At 69.5% G+C, this 15121-nt stretch carries 17 protein-coding genes; 8 read left to right on the top strand and 9 right to left on the bottom strand.

Annotation, left to right across the window (positions count from 1 at the left end):
- Positions 1-27: 27 nt before the first annotated feature.
- Positions 28-831, bottom strand: coding sequence for a glutamate racemase (gene murI / locus VEC11_RS05120; protein WP_464129518.1), 804 nt, complete (start codon positions 829-831; stop codon positions 28-30).
- Positions 832-939: 108 nt separating this feature from the next.
- Here murI and plsY point away from each other — a divergent pair, with 108 nt between their 5' ends.
- The 3 genes from plsY to VEC11_RS05105 are packed head-to-tail and all read left to right on the top strand — an operon-like array spanning position 940 to position 3001.
- Entirely contained in the window at positions 940-1554 is a 615-nt protein-coding gene (gene plsY / locus VEC11_RS05115; protein WP_464129710.1) for a glycerol-3-phosphate 1-O-acyltransferase PlsY, read from the top strand.
- Between the two features lie 2 nt (positions 1555-1556).
- Entirely contained in the window at positions 1557-2636 is a 1080-nt protein-coding gene (gene dprA / locus VEC11_RS05110) for a DNA-processing protein DprA (RefSeq protein WP_464129517.1), read from the top strand.
- Positions 2633-3001 carry a hypothetical protein gene (locus VEC11_RS05105; protein WP_464129516.1) on the top strand — a complete coding sequence of 123 codons (369 nt, stop codon included), beginning with the start codon at positions 2633-2635 and terminating at the stop codon, positions 2999-3001. The genes dprA and VEC11_RS05105 overlap by 4 nt, the downstream gene beginning before the upstream one ends.
- Here the strand turns inward: VEC11_RS05105 and VEC11_RS05100 are convergent.
- Positions 2998-3966, bottom strand: a complete 969-nt coding sequence (locus tag VEC11_RS05100; protein WP_464129515.1) for a 2OG-Fe(II) oxygenase — start codon at positions 3964-3966, stop codon at positions 2998-3000. The genes VEC11_RS05105 and VEC11_RS05100 overlap by 4 nt on opposite strands.
- Before the next feature lie 115 nt (positions 3967-4081).
- Here VEC11_RS05100 and topA point away from each other — a divergent pair, with 115 nt between their 5' ends.
- The 3 genes from topA (at position 4082) to VEC11_RS05085 (ending at position 7578) form a co-directional block, all read left to right on the top strand.
- Entirely contained in the window at positions 4082-6607 is a 2526-nt protein-coding gene (topA, locus tag VEC11_RS05095; protein ID WP_464129514.1) for a type I DNA topoisomerase, read from the top strand.
- On the top strand, positions 6604-7071 hold the full coding sequence (locus VEC11_RS05090; RefSeq protein WP_464129513.1) for an FKBP-type peptidyl-prolyl cis-trans isomerase: 468 nt from the start codon (positions 6604-6606) through the stop codon (positions 7069-7071). Before topA ends, VEC11_RS05090 begins: the two co-directional genes overlap by 4 nt.
- Before the next feature lie 81 nt (positions 7072-7152).
- Positions 7153-7578 carry an SHOCT domain-containing protein gene (locus VEC11_RS05085; RefSeq protein WP_464129512.1) on the top strand — a complete coding sequence of 142 codons (426 nt, stop codon included), beginning with the start codon at positions 7153-7155 and terminating at the stop codon, positions 7576-7578.
- On the opposite strand, the gene VEC11_RS05080 is transcribed toward VEC11_RS05085, so the two are convergent.
- Genes VEC11_RS05080 through VEC11_RS05050 form a run of 7 tightly spaced genes read right to left on the bottom strand, consistent with a single transcriptional unit; the run spans position 7560 to position 13440 of the window.
- Complete coding sequence (locus tag VEC11_RS05080; protein WP_464129511.1) at positions 7560-8327, bottom strand: HesA/MoeB/ThiF family protein; 768 nt, start codon at positions 8325-8327, stop codon at positions 7560-7562. The genes VEC11_RS05085 and VEC11_RS05080 overlap by 19 nt on opposite strands.
- On the bottom strand, positions 8324-8740 hold the full coding sequence (locus VEC11_RS05075) for a hypothetical protein (protein ID WP_464129510.1): 417 nt from the start codon (positions 8738-8740) through the stop codon (positions 8324-8326). Before VEC11_RS05075 ends, VEC11_RS05080 begins: the two co-directional genes overlap by 4 nt.
- Positions 8741-8742: 2 nt before the next feature.
- On the bottom strand, positions 8743-9186 hold the full coding sequence (gene dut, locus VEC11_RS05070) for a dUTP diphosphatase (RefSeq protein WP_464129509.1): 444 nt from the start codon (positions 9184-9186) through the stop codon (positions 8743-8745).
- Complete coding sequence (coaBC, locus tag VEC11_RS05065; protein WP_464129508.1) at positions 9173-10351, bottom strand: bifunctional phosphopantothenoylcysteine decarboxylase/phosphopantothenate--cysteine ligase CoaBC; 1179 nt, start codon at positions 10349-10351, stop codon at positions 9173-9175. The genes dut and coaBC overlap by 14 nt, the downstream gene beginning before the upstream one ends.
- Positions 10352-10382: 31 nt before the next feature.
- The gene (locus tag VEC11_RS05060) at positions 10383-11183 is read right to left on the bottom strand and encodes a nucleotidyltransferase domain-containing protein (RefSeq protein WP_464129507.1); all 801 of its coding nucleotides are present in this window, start codon (positions 11181-11183) and stop codon (positions 10383-10385) included.
- Positions 11183-12715: a 2-polyprenylphenol 6-hydroxylase gene (gene ubiB, locus VEC11_RS05055; RefSeq protein ID WP_464129506.1), complete on the bottom strand. Its 1533-nt coding sequence runs from the start codon at positions 12713-12715 to the stop codon at positions 11183-11185. Before ubiB ends, VEC11_RS05060 begins: the two co-directional genes overlap by 1 nt.
- On the bottom strand, positions 12712-13440 hold the full coding sequence (locus VEC11_RS05050) for a class I SAM-dependent methyltransferase (RefSeq protein ID WP_464129505.1): 729 nt from the start codon (positions 13438-13440) through the stop codon (positions 12712-12714). The genes ubiB and VEC11_RS05050 overlap by 4 nt, the downstream gene beginning before the upstream one ends.
- 38 nt (positions 13441-13478) lie before the next feature.
- Here VEC11_RS05050 and mutM point away from each other — a divergent pair, with 38 nt between their 5' ends.
- Positions 13479-14294 carry a bifunctional DNA-formamidopyrimidine glycosylase/DNA-(apurinic or apyrimidinic site) lyase gene (gene mutM / locus VEC11_RS05045; protein ID WP_464129504.1) on the top strand — a complete coding sequence of 272 codons (816 nt, stop codon included), beginning with the start codon at positions 13479-13481 and terminating at the stop codon, positions 14292-14294.
- A gap of 95 nt (positions 14295-14389) precedes the next feature.
- A complete protein-coding gene (rpsT, locus tag VEC11_RS05040) occupies positions 14390-14653 on the top strand; it encodes a 30S ribosomal protein S20 (RefSeq protein ID WP_464129503.1) in 264 nt (87 codons plus the stop codon).
- Positions 14654-15121: the final 468 nt, after the last annotated feature.

The raw sequence follows: 15121 nt of genomic DNA, 5'->3' as shown, positions 1-15121 counted from the left end.
GCGAACGATTCTCAATAGTGCGCGTGCTCACAATGTCTCCAGCCGGGTCAGGCCGTAATCGGCGAGCCCCGCTCGATAAGCCTCGATCGCCCGAGCCGGCGCCGTGAACACCGCGACGCCCTCGCCGGCGTCGGCGGGCCAGCCATGGTCGCGCAGCAGCCAGGCAGTGCGGCGGGCAATGCCGGCCGCGCCGTGCACGAAGCCGAGCGGGCGCGGCGCGGCGGCGGCGGCGAGCTCGGCCTCGACCAGGGGGAAATGCGTGCAGGCGAGGACGATCGTGTCGATCAGGTCGCCGCCGGGCCGGGAAAGCAGGCCATCGAGGATGCGCGCATAGGCTTCGGGGTCCGTGGCCTGCCCGCGCAGCTTCGCTTCGGCCAGGTCGACCAGCTCGGCCGAGCCGTGGCGGACGACGGTACAGTCGGCGGCGAATTCGGCCGCGAGCCGATCGACATAGGGCTGGACGACGGTCGCGTCGGTGCCCAGCACCCCGATCGCCCGCGTCTTCGAGAGCAAGGCGGCGGGCTTGATTGCGGGCACGGTGCCGACGATCGGGACGTGCAGCGCCGCGCGGACGGGATCCAGCGCGATCGTCGAGGCGGTGTTGCAGGCGATCACGACCAAGGCCGGATCGTAGCGTTTTGCCAGTCGCCCGAGCAGAGCCGGGACGTGGCGCTCGATCTCCGCGGCGCTCCTGGTGCCATAGGGATAGGCCCCGTTGTCGGCGGCGTAGACGATCGGGGCGCTCGGCAGCAGCGCGCGGATTTCGCCGAGCACCGACAGGCCGCCGACGCCGGAATCGAGGATGAGCAGGGGCTGGTCGGGGCGGGCCATTGGCGGCGCATGTAGCCCCTGCCGGCCCGGTTTCAAATCCGATGTGGAGCAGGCCATGGTTGCGCCGTTTTTCGCGCGTGGCTAGGCAAGGCGCCCCTGGGGGTGGACGTGACGCCTGAAATCTTCCTGCCGCCGGTCCTGTGCTTCCTGCTCGGCTATGCGCTCGGCTCGATCCCGTTCGGGCTGGTCCTGACCCGGGCCGCCGGGCTCGGCGACGTCCGCAACATCGGCTCGGGCAATATCGGCGCGACCAACGTGCTGAGGACCGGCAGGAAGGGGTTGGCCGCGGCCACCCTGGTTCTCGACGCCGCCAAGGGCGCGGCCGCGGTGCTGCTCGCGGCCTGGCTCTGGGCGGAGCTGCCGCAGGCGACGGGGATCGCCGCCATCGGGGCCTTGCTCGGCCATCTCTTTCCGGTCTGGCTCGGCTTCAGGGGCGGCAAGGGGGTCGCGACCCTGGTCGGCATCGTGCTGGCGCTGCACTGGCCGACCGGGCTGATCGTCGCGGGCGTCTGGCTCCTGACGCTCCTGGTCACGCGCTATTCCTCGGTCGGCGGGATGCTGGCCGCGGTCGCCGCGCCGGTCTCGACCTTCCTGTTCGGACGCGTGGATCTTGCCATCCTGCTGCTCGGCTTCGCCCTGCTGGTGCTCTGGAAGCACCGGGCGAATATCGGCCGGCTCGTCCGCGGGGAGGAGCCGAAGGTCGGGCGGAGCAAGGAGGCCTGACGGTGACGGCCGACCGGATCGCGCGGCTGCGCCTGATCCGCTCGAACAGCATCGGGCCAATCACCTACGTCCAGCTGCTGGCCCGCTTCGGCTCGGCGCAGGCGGCGCTCGCGGCGATCCCCGATCTTGCCGCGCGCGGCGGCGGCCGCCCGCCCCAGCTTGCCACGCAAAGCGAGATCGAGCGGGAAATGGAGACCGTAGCCCGCCTCGGCGCCCGCTACCTCTTTCTCGGCGAGGAGGGTTATCCGCCGCTGCTGACCGAGACCGATGCGCCCCCGCCGGCCCTCATCGTGAAGGGGGATGTCGGGTTGCTCGACCGGCAGGCCGTCGCGATCGTCGGCGCGCGCAACGCCTCGGCTGCCGCTTGCCGGTTCGCGCGCGGGCTGGCGCAGGCGCTCGGCGATGCCGGCTTGCTGGTCGTGTCGGGCCTGGCGCGCGGCGTCGATTCGGCCGCGCATGACGGTGCCCTGGCGACCGGCACGGCCGGCGTCATCGCCGGTGGCATCGACATCATCTATCCGCCCGAAAATGCGGACAGGCAGCGCGCGGTTGCCGAGCAGGGCTTGCTGATCGCCGAGATGCCGCCGGGCACCGAGCCACGCGGACGTCATTTCCCCCGGCGCAACCGGATCATCGCCGGGCTGGCGACGGGCACGGTCGTGATCGAGGCGGCGCCGAAATCGGGCTCGCTGATCACCGCCCGCCGCGCTGCCGATTATGGCCGCGAGGTGATGGCCGTGCCGGGCTCGCCGCTCGATCCACGGGCGCAGGGCTGCAACCTGCTGATCCGCGAAGGCGCGACCCTGATCCAGTCGGCGGAGGACGTGATCGAGGCAATTCGCCCCTCCGAGATTGCGCGGCCGCGCAAGACGGTGCCGGTCCGCGATACCGTGCCGGCGGCGAACGCCGGCGATGCCGACCGTGCCGCCCTCGCCGGCCTGCTGGGGCCGACGCCCGTTCCGGTCGACGAGCTCATCCGCCAGTCGGGCCTGGCGCCGGCTTTGGTGCCGACGATTCTGCTCGAACTGGAGCTGGCGGGGCGCCTTGAGCGCCATGCCGGAGGAAAGGTCAGTCTGCCATGAAGACGCCGCGCCTCATCTTCACCATGGCCGGCATTTACGGCCTCCTGATCCTGACGCCCTTCCTGTTCCTGGAACGCCGGATCGCCGAGGCGGCACCCGGCGGGATGACGCATCCCGAATATTATTACGGCTTCCTCGGGGCGGCACTGGTGATGCAGCTCGTCTATCTGGCGATCGGTCGCGATCCGGGGCGCTTACGCCCGCTCATGCCGATCGCGGCGCTCGCCAAGACGGCCTTCTTCCTGACCATCCTGGTCCTCTATCTGCAGGAGCGAGTGCCGGCGCCGGCGCTGGAATTCGCCTCGGTCGACGCGCTGCTCGCCTTCGCCTTCCTCTATGCGTGGCGGATCACGCCGCGAAGCTAGGCCGAATAGCGCCGCTCGTGGATCCAGCGGCTGCCGAGATACTTGACGCCGCTTTCGACCGGCAGCCCCGCATGTTCGGAGAGCGGGTCGAGGCTGCCGTCCGGGCGGGCGCTGACGAAGACGAGGACGTCGCCGGTACGGCCCTTCACCTTGAGACCGGTCTTCACGAACAGGGTCTCGCCGCCTTCATAATCCTCGTTGAGATAGACGAGGGCGGTCTTGATCCGGCCATTGTCGCCGCCGTCATAATCCACATGGGCGCGATATTGCTGGCCGGGGCGGTAGCGCAGCAGCTGCAGCGCCTCGCCCTGCTCCGGCGTCGTGTCGCTGAGCGCGGCGAGGCGGCGGTTGAGGGCGTGGACCGCCGGATCCTCGACGAGCCAGTGCGTGGTCGAGCCCTCGGCAGTGCGGATCGGATCCTGCACGTAGCCGCCCTTGCCGTCGGTCACGAGGCACGGCTTCCAGACGGGATCGGCGGTCTCGAGCAGATAGGCGCATTCCTCGGCCGTGAAGGCGGCGGGAAAGAGCTGGACCGCCGGCGCGTCGCTGAGCCGGTCCGGGGCCGGCAGAATGGCGGGATCTCCCTGGTCGTCGAGGCTCATGGCGTCGATGCGGGCGAGCACCCGCGCGCGTCCCGGATCCGACCGGGCCTCAAGGCGCAGCCGGGCGATCGCCGCCGGCCAGTCCCGCTCGCCGGCAATGCCGCTGGCGAGCAGGTTGGTATAGGCCATGTGCGCCCGGGGATGGCCGGCCTCCGACCCCCGCCGGAACAGCTCCCGCCCGCGCGCGAAATCCTGCGGCACCGGACCGCCCACCCAGGTCGTCTCGGCGAGCAGGAACAGGGCCTCGGGCTCGCCCGCTTCCGCGAGCCGGCGCAGCAGCGCGATCCCCTCCGCCAGCCGGCCCGAGCGGGCAAGCGCGATCGCCTGGGCGAGCATTGGATGGTGCTGTTGTTGCTGCTGCATCGCCGACGCTCATAGAGGCGACGGCGCGGCACTTCCAGCAGGTCCCGACCATCTTGACGGCGGGCGGAGCCACTCGTCACCCTGTACGCGTACGCGTGAGGAAAAACCGAACATTATGAAACTCGTCGTCGTCGAATCGCCCGCCAAGGCCAAGACCATCGAAAAGTATCTGGGCCCCGGTTACCGGGTGCTGGCCTCCTACGGCCATGTCCGCGACCTGCCGCCGAAGGACGGCTCGGTGGACCCCGACCAAGGCTTCGCCATGCAGTGGGAAACCTATGCGGACAAGGCGCGGCAGCTGAAGGCGATCGCCGACGAGGCTAAGGGCGCCGAGGCTTTGATCCTCGCCACCGACCCGGACCGCGAGGGGGAGGCGATCTCCTGGCATGTGCAGGAGGTGCTGGAGAAGCGGAAAGCGCTGCCGGCCCATGTCGAACGCGTGACCTTCAACGCGATCACCAAGGCGGCGGTGACGGACGCGATGGCTCATCCGCGCGGGCTCGACGAGGATCTGATCGACGCCTATCGGGCGCGGCGCGCGCTCGACTATCTGGTCGGCTTCACGCTCTCGCCGGTGCTCTGGCGCAAGCTGCCGGGCGCCAAGTCTGCGGGCCGCGTCCAGTCCGTGGCCTTGCGCCTGATCGTCGACCGGGAGCGCGAGATCGAGCTGTTCCGCCCGCAGGAATATTGGAGTGTCACCGCCCTGATGGAGGCGGACGGCACCGAGTTCCAGGCGCGCCTCGTCCGCTACAATGGCGAGAAGATCGACCGGCTGACGATCGGCGAGGAAGGCACCGCGCTCGCCGCGAAGCGGGCGGTGGAGGAGGGGCTTTTCTCGGTCGTCTCGGTCGACACCAAGCCGCTGACCCGCAACCCGCCGCCGCCCTTCACCACCTCGACCCTGCAGCAGGAGGCGGCGCGGAAGCTGGGCTTTGCGGCCAGCCAGACCATGCGGATCGCGCAGACGCTCTACGAGGAAGGCGCGATCACCTATATGCGCACCGACGGCGTGCAGATGGCCGAGGAGGCCGTTTCCGCGGCCCGGCGCGCGGTCGCGTCGCGCTTCGACGCCGGCTATGTGCCCGACAAGCCGCGCCATTATGCGACCAGGGCCAAGAATGCGCAGGAAGCGCACGAGGCGATCCGGCCGACCGACTTCTCCCGCGAGCGGGCCGGCTCGGGCGACCATGCGCGGCTCTACGAGCTGATCTGGAAGCGCGCGCTGGCGAGCCAGATGGCCTCGGCACGGCTGGAGCGGACCACCGCCGAGCTGGCCGACGGCACCGGTCAGCATGCGCTCCGGGCGACCGGCCAGGTCGTGCTCTTCCCCGGCTTCCTCGCGCTCTACGAGGAAGGCCGCGACGATGCCGAGGACGAGGACAGCCGCCGGCTCCCGCGTCTCCGCGACGGCGACACGCCGGCGAAGAAGCAGGTCACGGCGGAGCAGCATTTCACCCAGCCGCCGCCCCGTTATTCGGAGGCGAGCCTGGTCAAACGGATGGAGGAGCTCGGCATCGGCCGTCCCTCCACCTATGCCGCGACTTTGCAGACGCTGAAGGACCGCGACTATGTCCGGCTCGACAAGAACCGCTTCCATCCCGAGGAGAGCGGCCGGCTGCTGACCGCCTTCCTCGAGCGCTTCTTCGAGCGCTACGTCTCCTACGATTTCACCGCCCATCTCGAGGACGAGCTGGACGATATTTCGGGCGGGCGCATGCAGTGGCAGGCGGTGCTCGAGGAATTCTGGCGGGACTTCAAGCCGAAGACCGCCGAGGTGATGGAGCAGAAGCCGAGCGAGATCACCGCGGCGCTCGACGATTTCCTCTCGCCCTTCCTGTTTCCCGACAAAGGCGACGGTTCGGACCCGCGTCTCTGCCCCTTGTGCGGCACCGGCCGGCTGGGCCTGCGCGGCGGCCGCTTCGGCGCCTTCGTCGCCTGCTCCAACTATCCGGAGTGCAAGTTCACCCGCCGCTTCGGCCAGGCCGGCGAGCAAAGTGAGGACAGCGGCCCGCAGGTGCTCGGCCAGGATCCGGAGAGCGGGCAGGACGTGACCCTGCGCTCGGGCCGGTTCGGGCCCTATTTCCAGCTTGGCGACGGCAAGGAGGCGAAGCGCGCGTCCCTGCCCAAGGACGTGCCGGCCGCGGAGGCGGACCTCGACATGGCGCTGCGCTTCCTGAGGCTGCCGCGCACGGTCGGCGCGCATCCCGAAACGGGCAAGGAGATCATCGCGAATCTCGGCCGCTACGGCCCCTATCTCCAGCATGACGGCAAATATGCGAAGCTCGCGTCCACCGCCGAGATTTTCGAGATCGGCATGAACGCCGCGGTGGCGAAGCTGGCCGACGCCGCCGGCGGCGGCGGCCGGGCGCGGGGCTCGCGCGAGCCGCTGAAGCTGCTCGGCCCGCACCCGCGCACCGAGGCCGAGATCAAACTGATGGAAGGGCGCTTCGGGCCCTATGTCACCGATGGCACCACCAACGCGACCCTGCCCCGCTCGGTCGCCCCGGACCAGCTGACCCTGGAGGAAGCGGCGCAGCTGATCGACGAACGGGCCGCCAAGGGCCCGCCGGCGAAGAAGGGCCGGGGCCGCAAGGCTCCGGCGAAGAAGGCTCCCTCCAAGAAGAAGGCAGCGAAGAAATGATCCTGACCGCGCTCATCGCCCTCGCCGCCGCCGCGCAGGAGCCGCCGCCGCCGGCGCCCGGCGTCGACCGCTCCGATTTTCATTTCCGCTACCTCAACCGGCTCGATCCGCGCGAGGGCTGGAAGCGGACGATCAGCGGCATTCGCTACCGCCGCGTCGGCCGGGCGACGCGGGGCGCGCATCCGGCGCCGACCGACACCGTGACCATTCATTATGTCGGCCGCTTCATCGACGGGGTCGAGTTCGACTCCTCGGTCAGGCGCGGCGAGCCGGCCACCTTTCCGCTGCCCCGCCTGATCCGCGGCTGGCAGGAGGGCGTCCCGCTGATGCGCGTCGGCGAACGTTTCGAGTTCGCCATCCCCTGGAACCTCGCTTATGGCTCGAGCGGCCGCGGCCCGATTCCCGGCGGCGCGACCCTGGTCTTCACCATCGACCTGATCGGCATCGCTCCGCCCGCTCAATAGGCCGTCGCGCGCATCATGGTTGATCCAGCCTTAACCGTGCCTGCTTGAACTCGCTTTACGCGGGCCTGCCAGAAAGGCCGGATGCGTACGGGCAGGCTCAGTATCAGCCGGGGGCATCCGCAGGTGGCGACGGACGAGGCGCCGCCGCCGCACCTCGCCCTCGTTCCGCCGGTCGCGGAGCATGTCCCGGCCCCTCCGGCCAATCTCGAAGCCGTCAGCGAGCGCCTGACCGCGCTCGAGCGGCTGGTCCGTCTCTACGAGCAGGGCGCCCTCACCATCGAGGAGTTCGCCGCCGAGAAGGCCCAGATCCTCGGGGAGCCGCCGGTGACGCCGGTCCATTTCGTGCCGGCCAGGACGCGTCAGCGCCGGCCGTCATTGCTCGGGCGGATGCTGAGCTGGCCCTTCCTGTTGCTCTGCCTCGCTGCCGGCATCGGCCTCACCTATGCGACCCAGCCCGAGGCGACGAACCGCCTCGTCAGTCAGCTTTATCACGCCGTCGCCGGCTGACCGCATGCCCGGCAGGAAGGATCCTTTACGATGCGGATCGATCGCATTTCCGGCGTGAGCCCGTTGAACAGGTGGAGGCGGCCCGAGGAGCTCTGGCCGAACCCGACGATCTCGCGCACCACTTCGAGCGCCGCGAACGTGCCGGCCAGCCCGGCCATGGCGCCGAGCACGCCGAGCTCCGCGCAGGTGTCGCAATCGTCGGCGTCGAAGGCATCGCCCACGAAGCAGCGATAGCAGGGCCTGTCGGGCTCCCAGCCGCGCCACGTCCCGATCTGCGCCTGGAACTGGCCGATCGCGGCCGAGACCAAAGGTACGCGCGCCCTGGTGCAGGCGTCCGAGACGGCGAGGCGGGTGGCGAAATTGTCGGAGCCGTCGAGCACCACCGTCGCGCCCTCGACGAAGCGCAGGGCATTGTCCGGCCCGATCCGCCGCGCCGAGAAATCCACCGCCACGTCGGGGTTCAGCGCCTCCACCTTGCGCTTGGCGAGGCGGGACTTGGCCGCGCCGATATCCCTGGTCGTGAACAGCACCTGGCGCTGCAAATTGGCGAGCTCGACCTTGTCGTCGTCGAGGATGGTGAGCCGCCCGACCCCGGCCGCCGCCAGATACTGGATGGCCGGCGAGCCGATCCCGCCGGCGCCGACGATCACCACCTCGGCCTGCAGCAGCTTGCGCTGGCCCGCGCCGCCAATCTCCTTGAGAACGATGTGGCGCGCGTAACGGTCGAGCTGTTCGTCGCTGAGGGTCACGGCCGCCCGAAGAAGGTGAGCGTCGTCCCGTACCAGGCGGGGCCCGGCCCCGTTGGCGCCGTGACCTGGCCGCGGAAGCGGGTGTTCACGACGGAGCGGGCATAGTTGCGGATCGCGTCGCACGCCCCCGGCCTGGCGACGATGCTGCGGAAGCTGCCGTCGGGATTGACCAGGACGGCGAGGTCGATGCGGACGCCATGCATGTCGCTCCCCTCGCCGCCGATCGGGCCCACGCTCGTGCGGCATTCGGGCTGCCGGCGGGCAAGATCCATGATCGCGGCCGTGTCCTCTGGCGCCGCCCTTGCCCGGCGGCCCAGCTCCAGCTGGGGCAAGGTGGACCAGTCCCGCGGCAGAGGCGGCGCCGCCGGCTGGGCGGCCGCCTGGGCGAAAGCAAGCAACAGCAGACTCGTCATCCCTACCTCCCCGTCGAGCCGAATCCGCCCTCGCCGCGCGCGGTCTCGTCCAGCGCCTCGACCTCGACGAACGCCGCGCGGAGCACAGGGGCCGGGACGAGCTGGGCGATGCGATCGCCGCGGCGAATCTCGAAAGGTTCCTGGCCGAGATTGACCAGCACGACCATGATCTCGCCACGATAGTCGGCATCGATCGTGCCAGTCAGGCAGGTGATTCCGTTCCGGACTGCAGTTCCCGAGCGCGAGCGGACCTGTACTTCGTAGCCGTGCGGAATCGCCAGCGCGATCCCGGTTTTCACCGGATGTCGCGCGCCCGGGGGGAGGGTGACGTCCTCCGCGGCAATCGCGTCGAGCCCGACGGCATGTTCGGAGCCGTAGGCCGGCATGGGCAGCCCCTCGCCGTGTGGCAGGCGCTTCAACTCGATCCGGATCTCAGCTGAGCGCATGGGCGATTCTCTGCGCGAGGCGGCGCGCGACGTCGGTCTTGGACATGCGGTCCCAGCTTTCGGCATCGGTGCCGGTGATCAGATGGACGGCATTGGCGTCGCCGCCCATCACGTCGCCGGAGACGTCGTTGGCGACGATCCAGTCGGCGCCCTTGCGCGCGCGCTTGGCGGCGGCCTCGGCGGCGACATTCTCGGTCTCGGCCGCGAAGCCGACGATCAGGTGCGGACGCAGGTCGTGGGTGGCGAGCCCGGCCAGGATGTCGGGCGTGCGGCGCCAGTCGAGCACCGGCGGGCCGGCCTCCTTCTTGAGCTTCTCGCCGGCCGGCTCGACCCGCCAGTCGGCCACCGCCGCGACGAGCACGGCGGCGTCTGCGGGCAGAGCGGCGAGCACCGCCTGCTCCATCTCCTCGGCGGTCTCGACGTCGCGCCGCGCGACCCCGGCCGGCGTCTCCAGGTTCACCGGCCCGGCCACCAGCGTCACCCTGGCGCCGAGTGCGGCAAGCGCCCCGGCGATGGCGAAACCCTGCTTGCCCGAGGAGCGGTTGGCGATGACGCGGACCGGATCGATCGGCTCGTGCGTCGGGCCGGCGGTGACGATGACATGCCGGCCGGAAAGCGGTCCTGGGCCGCCCAGCGCCGCCTGGATCGCGGCGAAGATCGCCTCGGGCTCGGGCAGGCGTCCCGGTCCATATTCGCCGCAGGCCATCTCGCCCTCGTCGGGCTCCAGCACGGTGACGCCGTCGTTGCGGAGCTGCGCCACATTCCGCTGTGTGGCCGCATGCTGCCACATGCGCACGTTCATCGCCGGCGCGGCGAGCACCTGCTTGTCGGTGGCGAGCAGCAAGGTGGTGGCGAGATCGTCGGCGATCCCCGCCGCCATCTTCGCGAGCAGGTCAGCCGTCGCCGGCGCCACCACGACCAGGTCCGCCTCGCGGCTGAGCTGGATATGGCCCATCTCCGCCTCGTCCTTGAGGTCGAAGAGATTGGTGAAGACCTGCTGCTCGGAGAGCGCGGCGAGCGTCATCGGCGTGATGAACTGGGCGCCGCCGGCGGTCAGCACGCAGCGCACGCTGCCGCCCGCCTTGCGGATCAGCCGGACCAGCTCGCACGCCTTGTAGGCCGCGATCCCGCCGCCGACGATCAGGAGGACCTTCCTGCCGTTCATGCGCATGACCTGAGCACGGAGCGCGCCAAGATCAAGCCCGTACCCATTTGCGGAACAGCGCTTCTGCAGCCTCCCTTGCCGCTCCCGACAGCGTCGTGCGCTCCCGCGGCATGGCTGCAGCGATGGTGAACTCGGTGTCGATAAACCGCTCGACGGCCGCGGGGAGAGGTGTTTCGCCGAGCTCCCGGGTGACCGCCTTTCGAGCGATGAGTTCGTCGACGAGCGCGGCCAGATCGGCGGGTGGGTCGCACTCCGCCATCAGCGTTGGGAAGTGCATCGGCGCGATCGCGGCGTCCGGATGCAGCCGAAGCCAGCGCAGCGCGGCGGCGGGACGCAGGGCGTAGAATATCTTCTTGAGCTTCACCGCCTTGCCATCGGCGAAATAGGTGCTGCGCTGGCGCTCGCCCAGATGGAGATAGTGGCGGGCGATGCAACGGGCGTCGGCATGATCCCGCGCCAGCGCGCGCATGTCGGTGCGGAAGGCGGGGTCGCCGCGATAGACGATCGGCGACATCAGCCATTCGATCACCACGGCATTGCCCTTGAGCAGCAGCTTCAGCGCCTTGCCGAGCTCCCAGCCGTTGACGTCGAGATCCCCTTCGAGCGGTGTCTCGATCACGTCGCGCTTCGGCCATGGCGTCAGATAGTCATCCTCGCGTCGCACGAAGAGGAAGCGACAGTCATAGTCGCTGTCCGGCGAGGGGAAGCCCCAGGCGCGGCTGCCACTCTCGATGGCGAGCAGGACATGGGCGCCCGCGTGCCCGATCCCGTCGAGCCGGCCGTCGATGGCCGCGACCGCAGCGGGATCGAACTCGACCGGGATCGCTCGCATCAAGTCAGCCAGAGCGTCGCCGCCACGCCGGCCGCGGCTGACAGCAGCGCGGTCAGCGCGATCGGCCAGAAGCGGTGGGGACGGATCAGTGCGATCTCGGGCAGCGGCGGCGCGGGCGGGGCGGCGCCGGGTGGCGGGTAATAATAATCGATCCGGCGGACGAGGTCGGGAAGCTTGCGGAGCAGGCGGAAGCCGCGGATCAGTTCGTCGGCGATGCGCGCCTCGGGGCCGAGCTCGCTGCGCGCCCATTCGGTGAGGAAGGGCTCGGCCGTCTCCCACATGTTGATGTCGGGATCGAGCCAGGTGGCGACGCCTTCCTCCATGACCATCGTCTTCTGCAGCAGCAGCAGGTGCGGCTGGGTCGGCATGTCGAAGTCGCGGGTGATCTTGAACAGGCCCTCGAGCATCTGGCCGAGCGAGACTTCCTTGGCGGGCAGGCCGCGCATGGGCTCGCCGACCGCCCGCAAAGCGGTCGCGAACTCGTCGATATTGTGGTGGTGGGGCACATATTGCGCCTCGAAATGGATCTCCGCGACGCGGCGGTAATTGCCGGTGAGCAGGCCGTAGAGGATCTCGGCAAGCCAGATTCGGGCCTGGCGGTCGATCCGGCCCATGATCCCGAAATCGATGGCGGCGAGGCGGCCGTCGGGCAGGGCGAAGAGATTGCCCTGGTGGAGATCGGCGTGGAAGAAGCCGTCGACCACCGCCTGGCGCAGGAAGACGCGCACGAGCGTGGCGGCAAGCGCCTTCACGTCATGGCCGGCCTCGATCAGCTTCTTCCTGTCGGTGAGCTTGATGCCGTCGATCCATTCGAGCGTCAGCACCCGGCGGGAGGTGCGGCTCCAGTCGATCTCCGGCACGAAGAAGCCGGTTTCGGCGATAAGGTTCTGTCGGAGCTCCGAGGCGGAGGCGGCCTCCTGGCGAAGGTCGAGCTCGCGGTTCGTCCATTGCCGGAAGGTGGCGACGACGAGCCGTGGCCTGAGGCGCGCGGCCTCGCCGCCCATCGCCTCGACTTGCGCGGCCGCCCATTCATAGGTCTCGATCGCGTCGGCGAAATCCTCCTCGATACCGGGGCGGAGCACCTTGACCGCGACGACCTTGCCGTCGGTGGTGACGGCGCGGTGGACCTGGGCGATCGAGGCGGCCCCGACCGGCTCCGGGTCGATCTCGGCGAAGACCTCCTCGAGCGGGCGGCCGAGCGCCTGCTCGATCGACGGGCGGATCTGCGCGAACGGGGCGGGGGGCAGGCTGTCCTGCAGCCTGGCAAGATCATGCGCGGCCGCCTCGCCGACCAGGTCCGGGCGGGTGGCCAGCGCCTGGCCGAGCTTGATCGCCGCCGGCCCGATCGCCTGGAAGGCCTCGGCATAGCGGGGCACGTCCGGGATGCGGGCGCCGAAGCGGGCGAGGCGGCAGAGGCGGCGGACGGGCGGCGGCGTGTTCGGATCGCGCTCGATGCCGCGCAGCGCGCCGTGCCGCGCCAGCACCCGGCCCCATTTCAGCAGGCGCCAGACATGGGTGACGGAGCGGGTCAAATCTTCCAGCCGCTGTGAATGGCGACGAGGCCGCCGAGGATCGGCTCGGCCTTCACGTTGCGGAAGCCGGCCGCCTCGATCAGCCGCGCGAAGCCCGGCATGTCGGGGAAGCGCTCGATCGATTCGATCAGATAGCGATAGCTGTCCTCGTCGCTCGCCACCGCCTTGCCGATCTTCGGCACCACCCGGCGCGAATAGGTCTCATAGAGCGTCGCGAAGCCGGGCCACTGGGTCTGCGAGAATTCGAGGCAGAAGAAACGGCCGCCGAAGCGCAGCACCCGGTGGGCCTCGCGGAGCGCGGCGGGGATGTCGGTCACGTTCCGGATGCCGAAGGCGATCGTGTAGGCGTCGAAGCTGCTCTCGGCGAAGCTGAGCTTTTCCGCATTCTCCTCAGCCCAGACCAGGCCTTCGATGCCGCGTAGCCTGGCCCGCTCCACTCCGACCGCGAGCATCTCGGGATTGATGTCCGCGACGGTCACCCGGGCGCCGGCGCGGGCCAGCCGGAAGGCGATGTCGCCGGTGCCGCCGGCCATGTCGAGGATCGTCTCACCCTTGCGCGGGCGGACCTTGCGCACGAATGCGTGCTTCCACAGCCGGTGCTGGCCGCCCGACATCAGATCGTTCATCAGATCATATCGTCTGGCGACGCTGGAAAAAACGCCGCGCACCCGCCGCGTCTTTTCCTCGGGGCTGACCTGCTCGTGGCCGAAAGAGACCTTGTCCATCGCGGCGGGCTCTAGCAGGGGATAAGCCATGGTGAAACATGCCTGAGTTACCCGAAGTCGAGACGACGGTGCGCGGCTTGCGCCCGATCCTGGAAGGGCACCGGATCGAATCGCTCGACCTGCGCCGCGCCGATCTGCGCTGGCCCTTCCCGCCGGACCTGCGCCAGCGGGTGACCGGCGCCGTGGTGACGGGGCTCGGGCGGCGGGCGAAATATGGCCTGATCGACACCGACCGCGGCGATACGATGATCTTCCATCTCGGCATGTCGGGCCATTGGCGGATCGATCCCGCGGAGATCGGCAAGCATGACCATGTCGTGATCGAGACCGACCAGGGGCGGCGGCTGGCGCTCAACGATCATCGCCGCTTCGGCTCGCTCGACCTGGTCCGCACCGACGCGCTCGCGGCCTATCCCCCGTTCGTGAAGATGGGGCCGGAGCCGCTGGGCGGGGATTTCGACGGGGCCGCTTTGGCGAAGGCGCTGGACGGCCGGGCGGCGCCGATCAAGGCGCTGCTGCTCGACCAGAGAATCGTCGCCGGGCTGGGCAACATCTATGTCTGCGATGCGCTCAACCTCGCGCAGATCGCGCCGGGGCGGGCAGGGGGGCAGATCGCCCGCGCCCGGCTCGACCGGCTCGCGGTGGCGGTGAAGGACGTGCTCGGCGCGGCGATCGCGGCCGGCGGCTCGACGCTCCGCGACTATGTCCAGCCGGACGGCGAGCTCGGCTATTTCTCGAAGGAATGGCGGGTCTATGGCCGGGAAGGGCTGCCCTGTCCGCGCTGCGCCACGGCGATTCGCCGCCGCGTCGATTCGGGCCGGTCGACCTTCTTCTGCCCGAAGTGCCAGCGCTGACTTGACGATTCGGCTCTCTCCACGTAGAGGGCGCCCCCTGAGCGGGTGCGGTGCGAGGCCGCGCCCTTTTCATTTTCAGTTACGAGGCATTTGAGATGGCGAATACGCCGCAAGCAAAGAAGCGCATCCTCCGCAACGCGAAGCGGGCCGAAATCAACGGCGCCCGCGTCAGCCGCATTCGCACCTTCGTGAAGCAGGTCGAATCGGCGCTCGCGTCCGGCAACAAGGACGAGGCCAGGGCGGCCATCGCCCGCATGCAGCCGGAGCTGGCCCGCGGCGTCGCCCGCGGCGTGCTGCACAAGAACACCGCGGCGCGGAAATTGTCGCGGCTGACGAAGCGCGTGAGCGCGCTCGCCTAAGCGCTTTAGCCGCATCGAAAAAGCGACCCGCCGGTCCACTCCGGCGGGTTTTTTCGTGCCCGATTCCGGCCGGTTTGGAACGGATCGGGAAACCCTAGGATTCCCCGCGATTCGCGGTTCGCCACACCTGGCATCAGAGATTGCAGATCAATCCAAGTATCTGAAATGTAATGCGAAGTTATGACGAGTCACGGTTTTCTGCCGTTTTTGACAGGTCAACATATTTCTTTCGCATGACAGATTTTTTTCAGCTTGCGCCGGCCCCCTCGCGGTTCCAAGAAAGGGGTCTGGCCAGGCGAATCTCCTGGCCGGCGCAACAACAAAATCAACAAAGGCTGCGGCTGGCCGGGGGCTATCCGCACGGGGGAACATTTGCGCTGAAAAAGGAGCCCCGTCCAGCGGACGGGCGCCGAGGATCGAGGGGTGCGCACGCGGTGCAGAGAGCAGCTGAAGGCGGATTGGACACGG

The organism is Allosphingosinicella sp. (assembly GCF_035626655.1).
Taxonomy (GTDB): Bacteria; Pseudomonadota; Alphaproteobacteria; order Sphingomonadales; family Sphingomonadaceae; genus Allosphingosinicella.
The sequence above is the reverse complement of the archived record's forward strand: the minus strand, read 5'-3'. Positions and strand labels throughout refer to the sequence as shown.

Excerpts from the sequence above, each read along its gene's own strand:
- murI (WP_464129518.1), bottom strand. The coding sequence starts at position 831 with ATGGCCCGCCCCGACCAGCCCCTGCTCATCCTCGATTCCGGCGTCGGC.
- VEC11_RS05105 (WP_464129516.1), top strand. The coding sequence starts at position 2,633 with ATGAAGACGCCGCGCCTCATCTTCACCATGGCCGGCATTTACGGCCTC.
- VEC11_RS05100 (WP_464129515.1), bottom strand. The coding sequence starts at position 3,966 with ATGCAGCAGCAACAACAGCACCATCCAATGCTCGCCCAGGCGATCGCG.
- topA (WP_464129514.1), top strand. The coding sequence starts at position 4,082 with ATGAAACTCGTCGTCGTCGAATCGCCCGCCAAGGCCAAGACCATCGAA.
- VEC11_RS05090 (WP_464129513.1), top strand. The coding sequence starts at position 6,604 with ATGATCCTGACCGCGCTCATCGCCCTCGCCGCCGCCGCGCAGGAGCCG.
- VEC11_RS05085 (WP_464129512.1), top strand. The coding sequence starts at position 7,153 with ATGCGTACGGGCAGGCTCAGTATCAGCCGGGGGCATCCGCAGGTGGCG.
- VEC11_RS05075 (WP_464129510.1), bottom strand. The coding sequence starts at position 8,740 with ATGACGAGTCTGCTGTTGCTTGCTTTCGCCCAGGCGGCCGCCCAGCCG.
- dut (WP_464129509.1), bottom strand. The coding sequence starts at position 9,186 with ATGCGCTCAGCTGAGATCCGGATCGAGTTGAAGCGCCTGCCACACGGC.
- coaBC (WP_464129508.1), bottom strand. The coding sequence starts at position 10,351 with ATGAACGGCAGGAAGGTCCTCCTGATCGTCGGCGGCGGGATCGCGGCC.
- VEC11_RS05060 (WP_464129507.1), bottom strand. The coding sequence starts at position 11,183 with ATGCGAGCGATCCCGGTCGAGTTCGATCCCGCTGCGGTCGCGGCCATC.
- VEC11_RS05050 (WP_464129505.1), bottom strand. The coding sequence starts at position 13,440 with ATGGACAAGGTCTCTTTCGGCCACGAGCAGGTCAGCCCCGAGGAAAAG.
- mutM (WP_464129504.1), top strand. The coding sequence starts at position 13,479 with ATGCCTGAGTTACCCGAAGTCGAGACGACGGTGCGCGGCTTGCGCCCG.
- rpsT (WP_464129503.1), top strand. The coding sequence starts at position 14,390 with ATGGCGAATACGCCGCAAGCAAAGAAGCGCATCCTCCGCAACGCGAAG.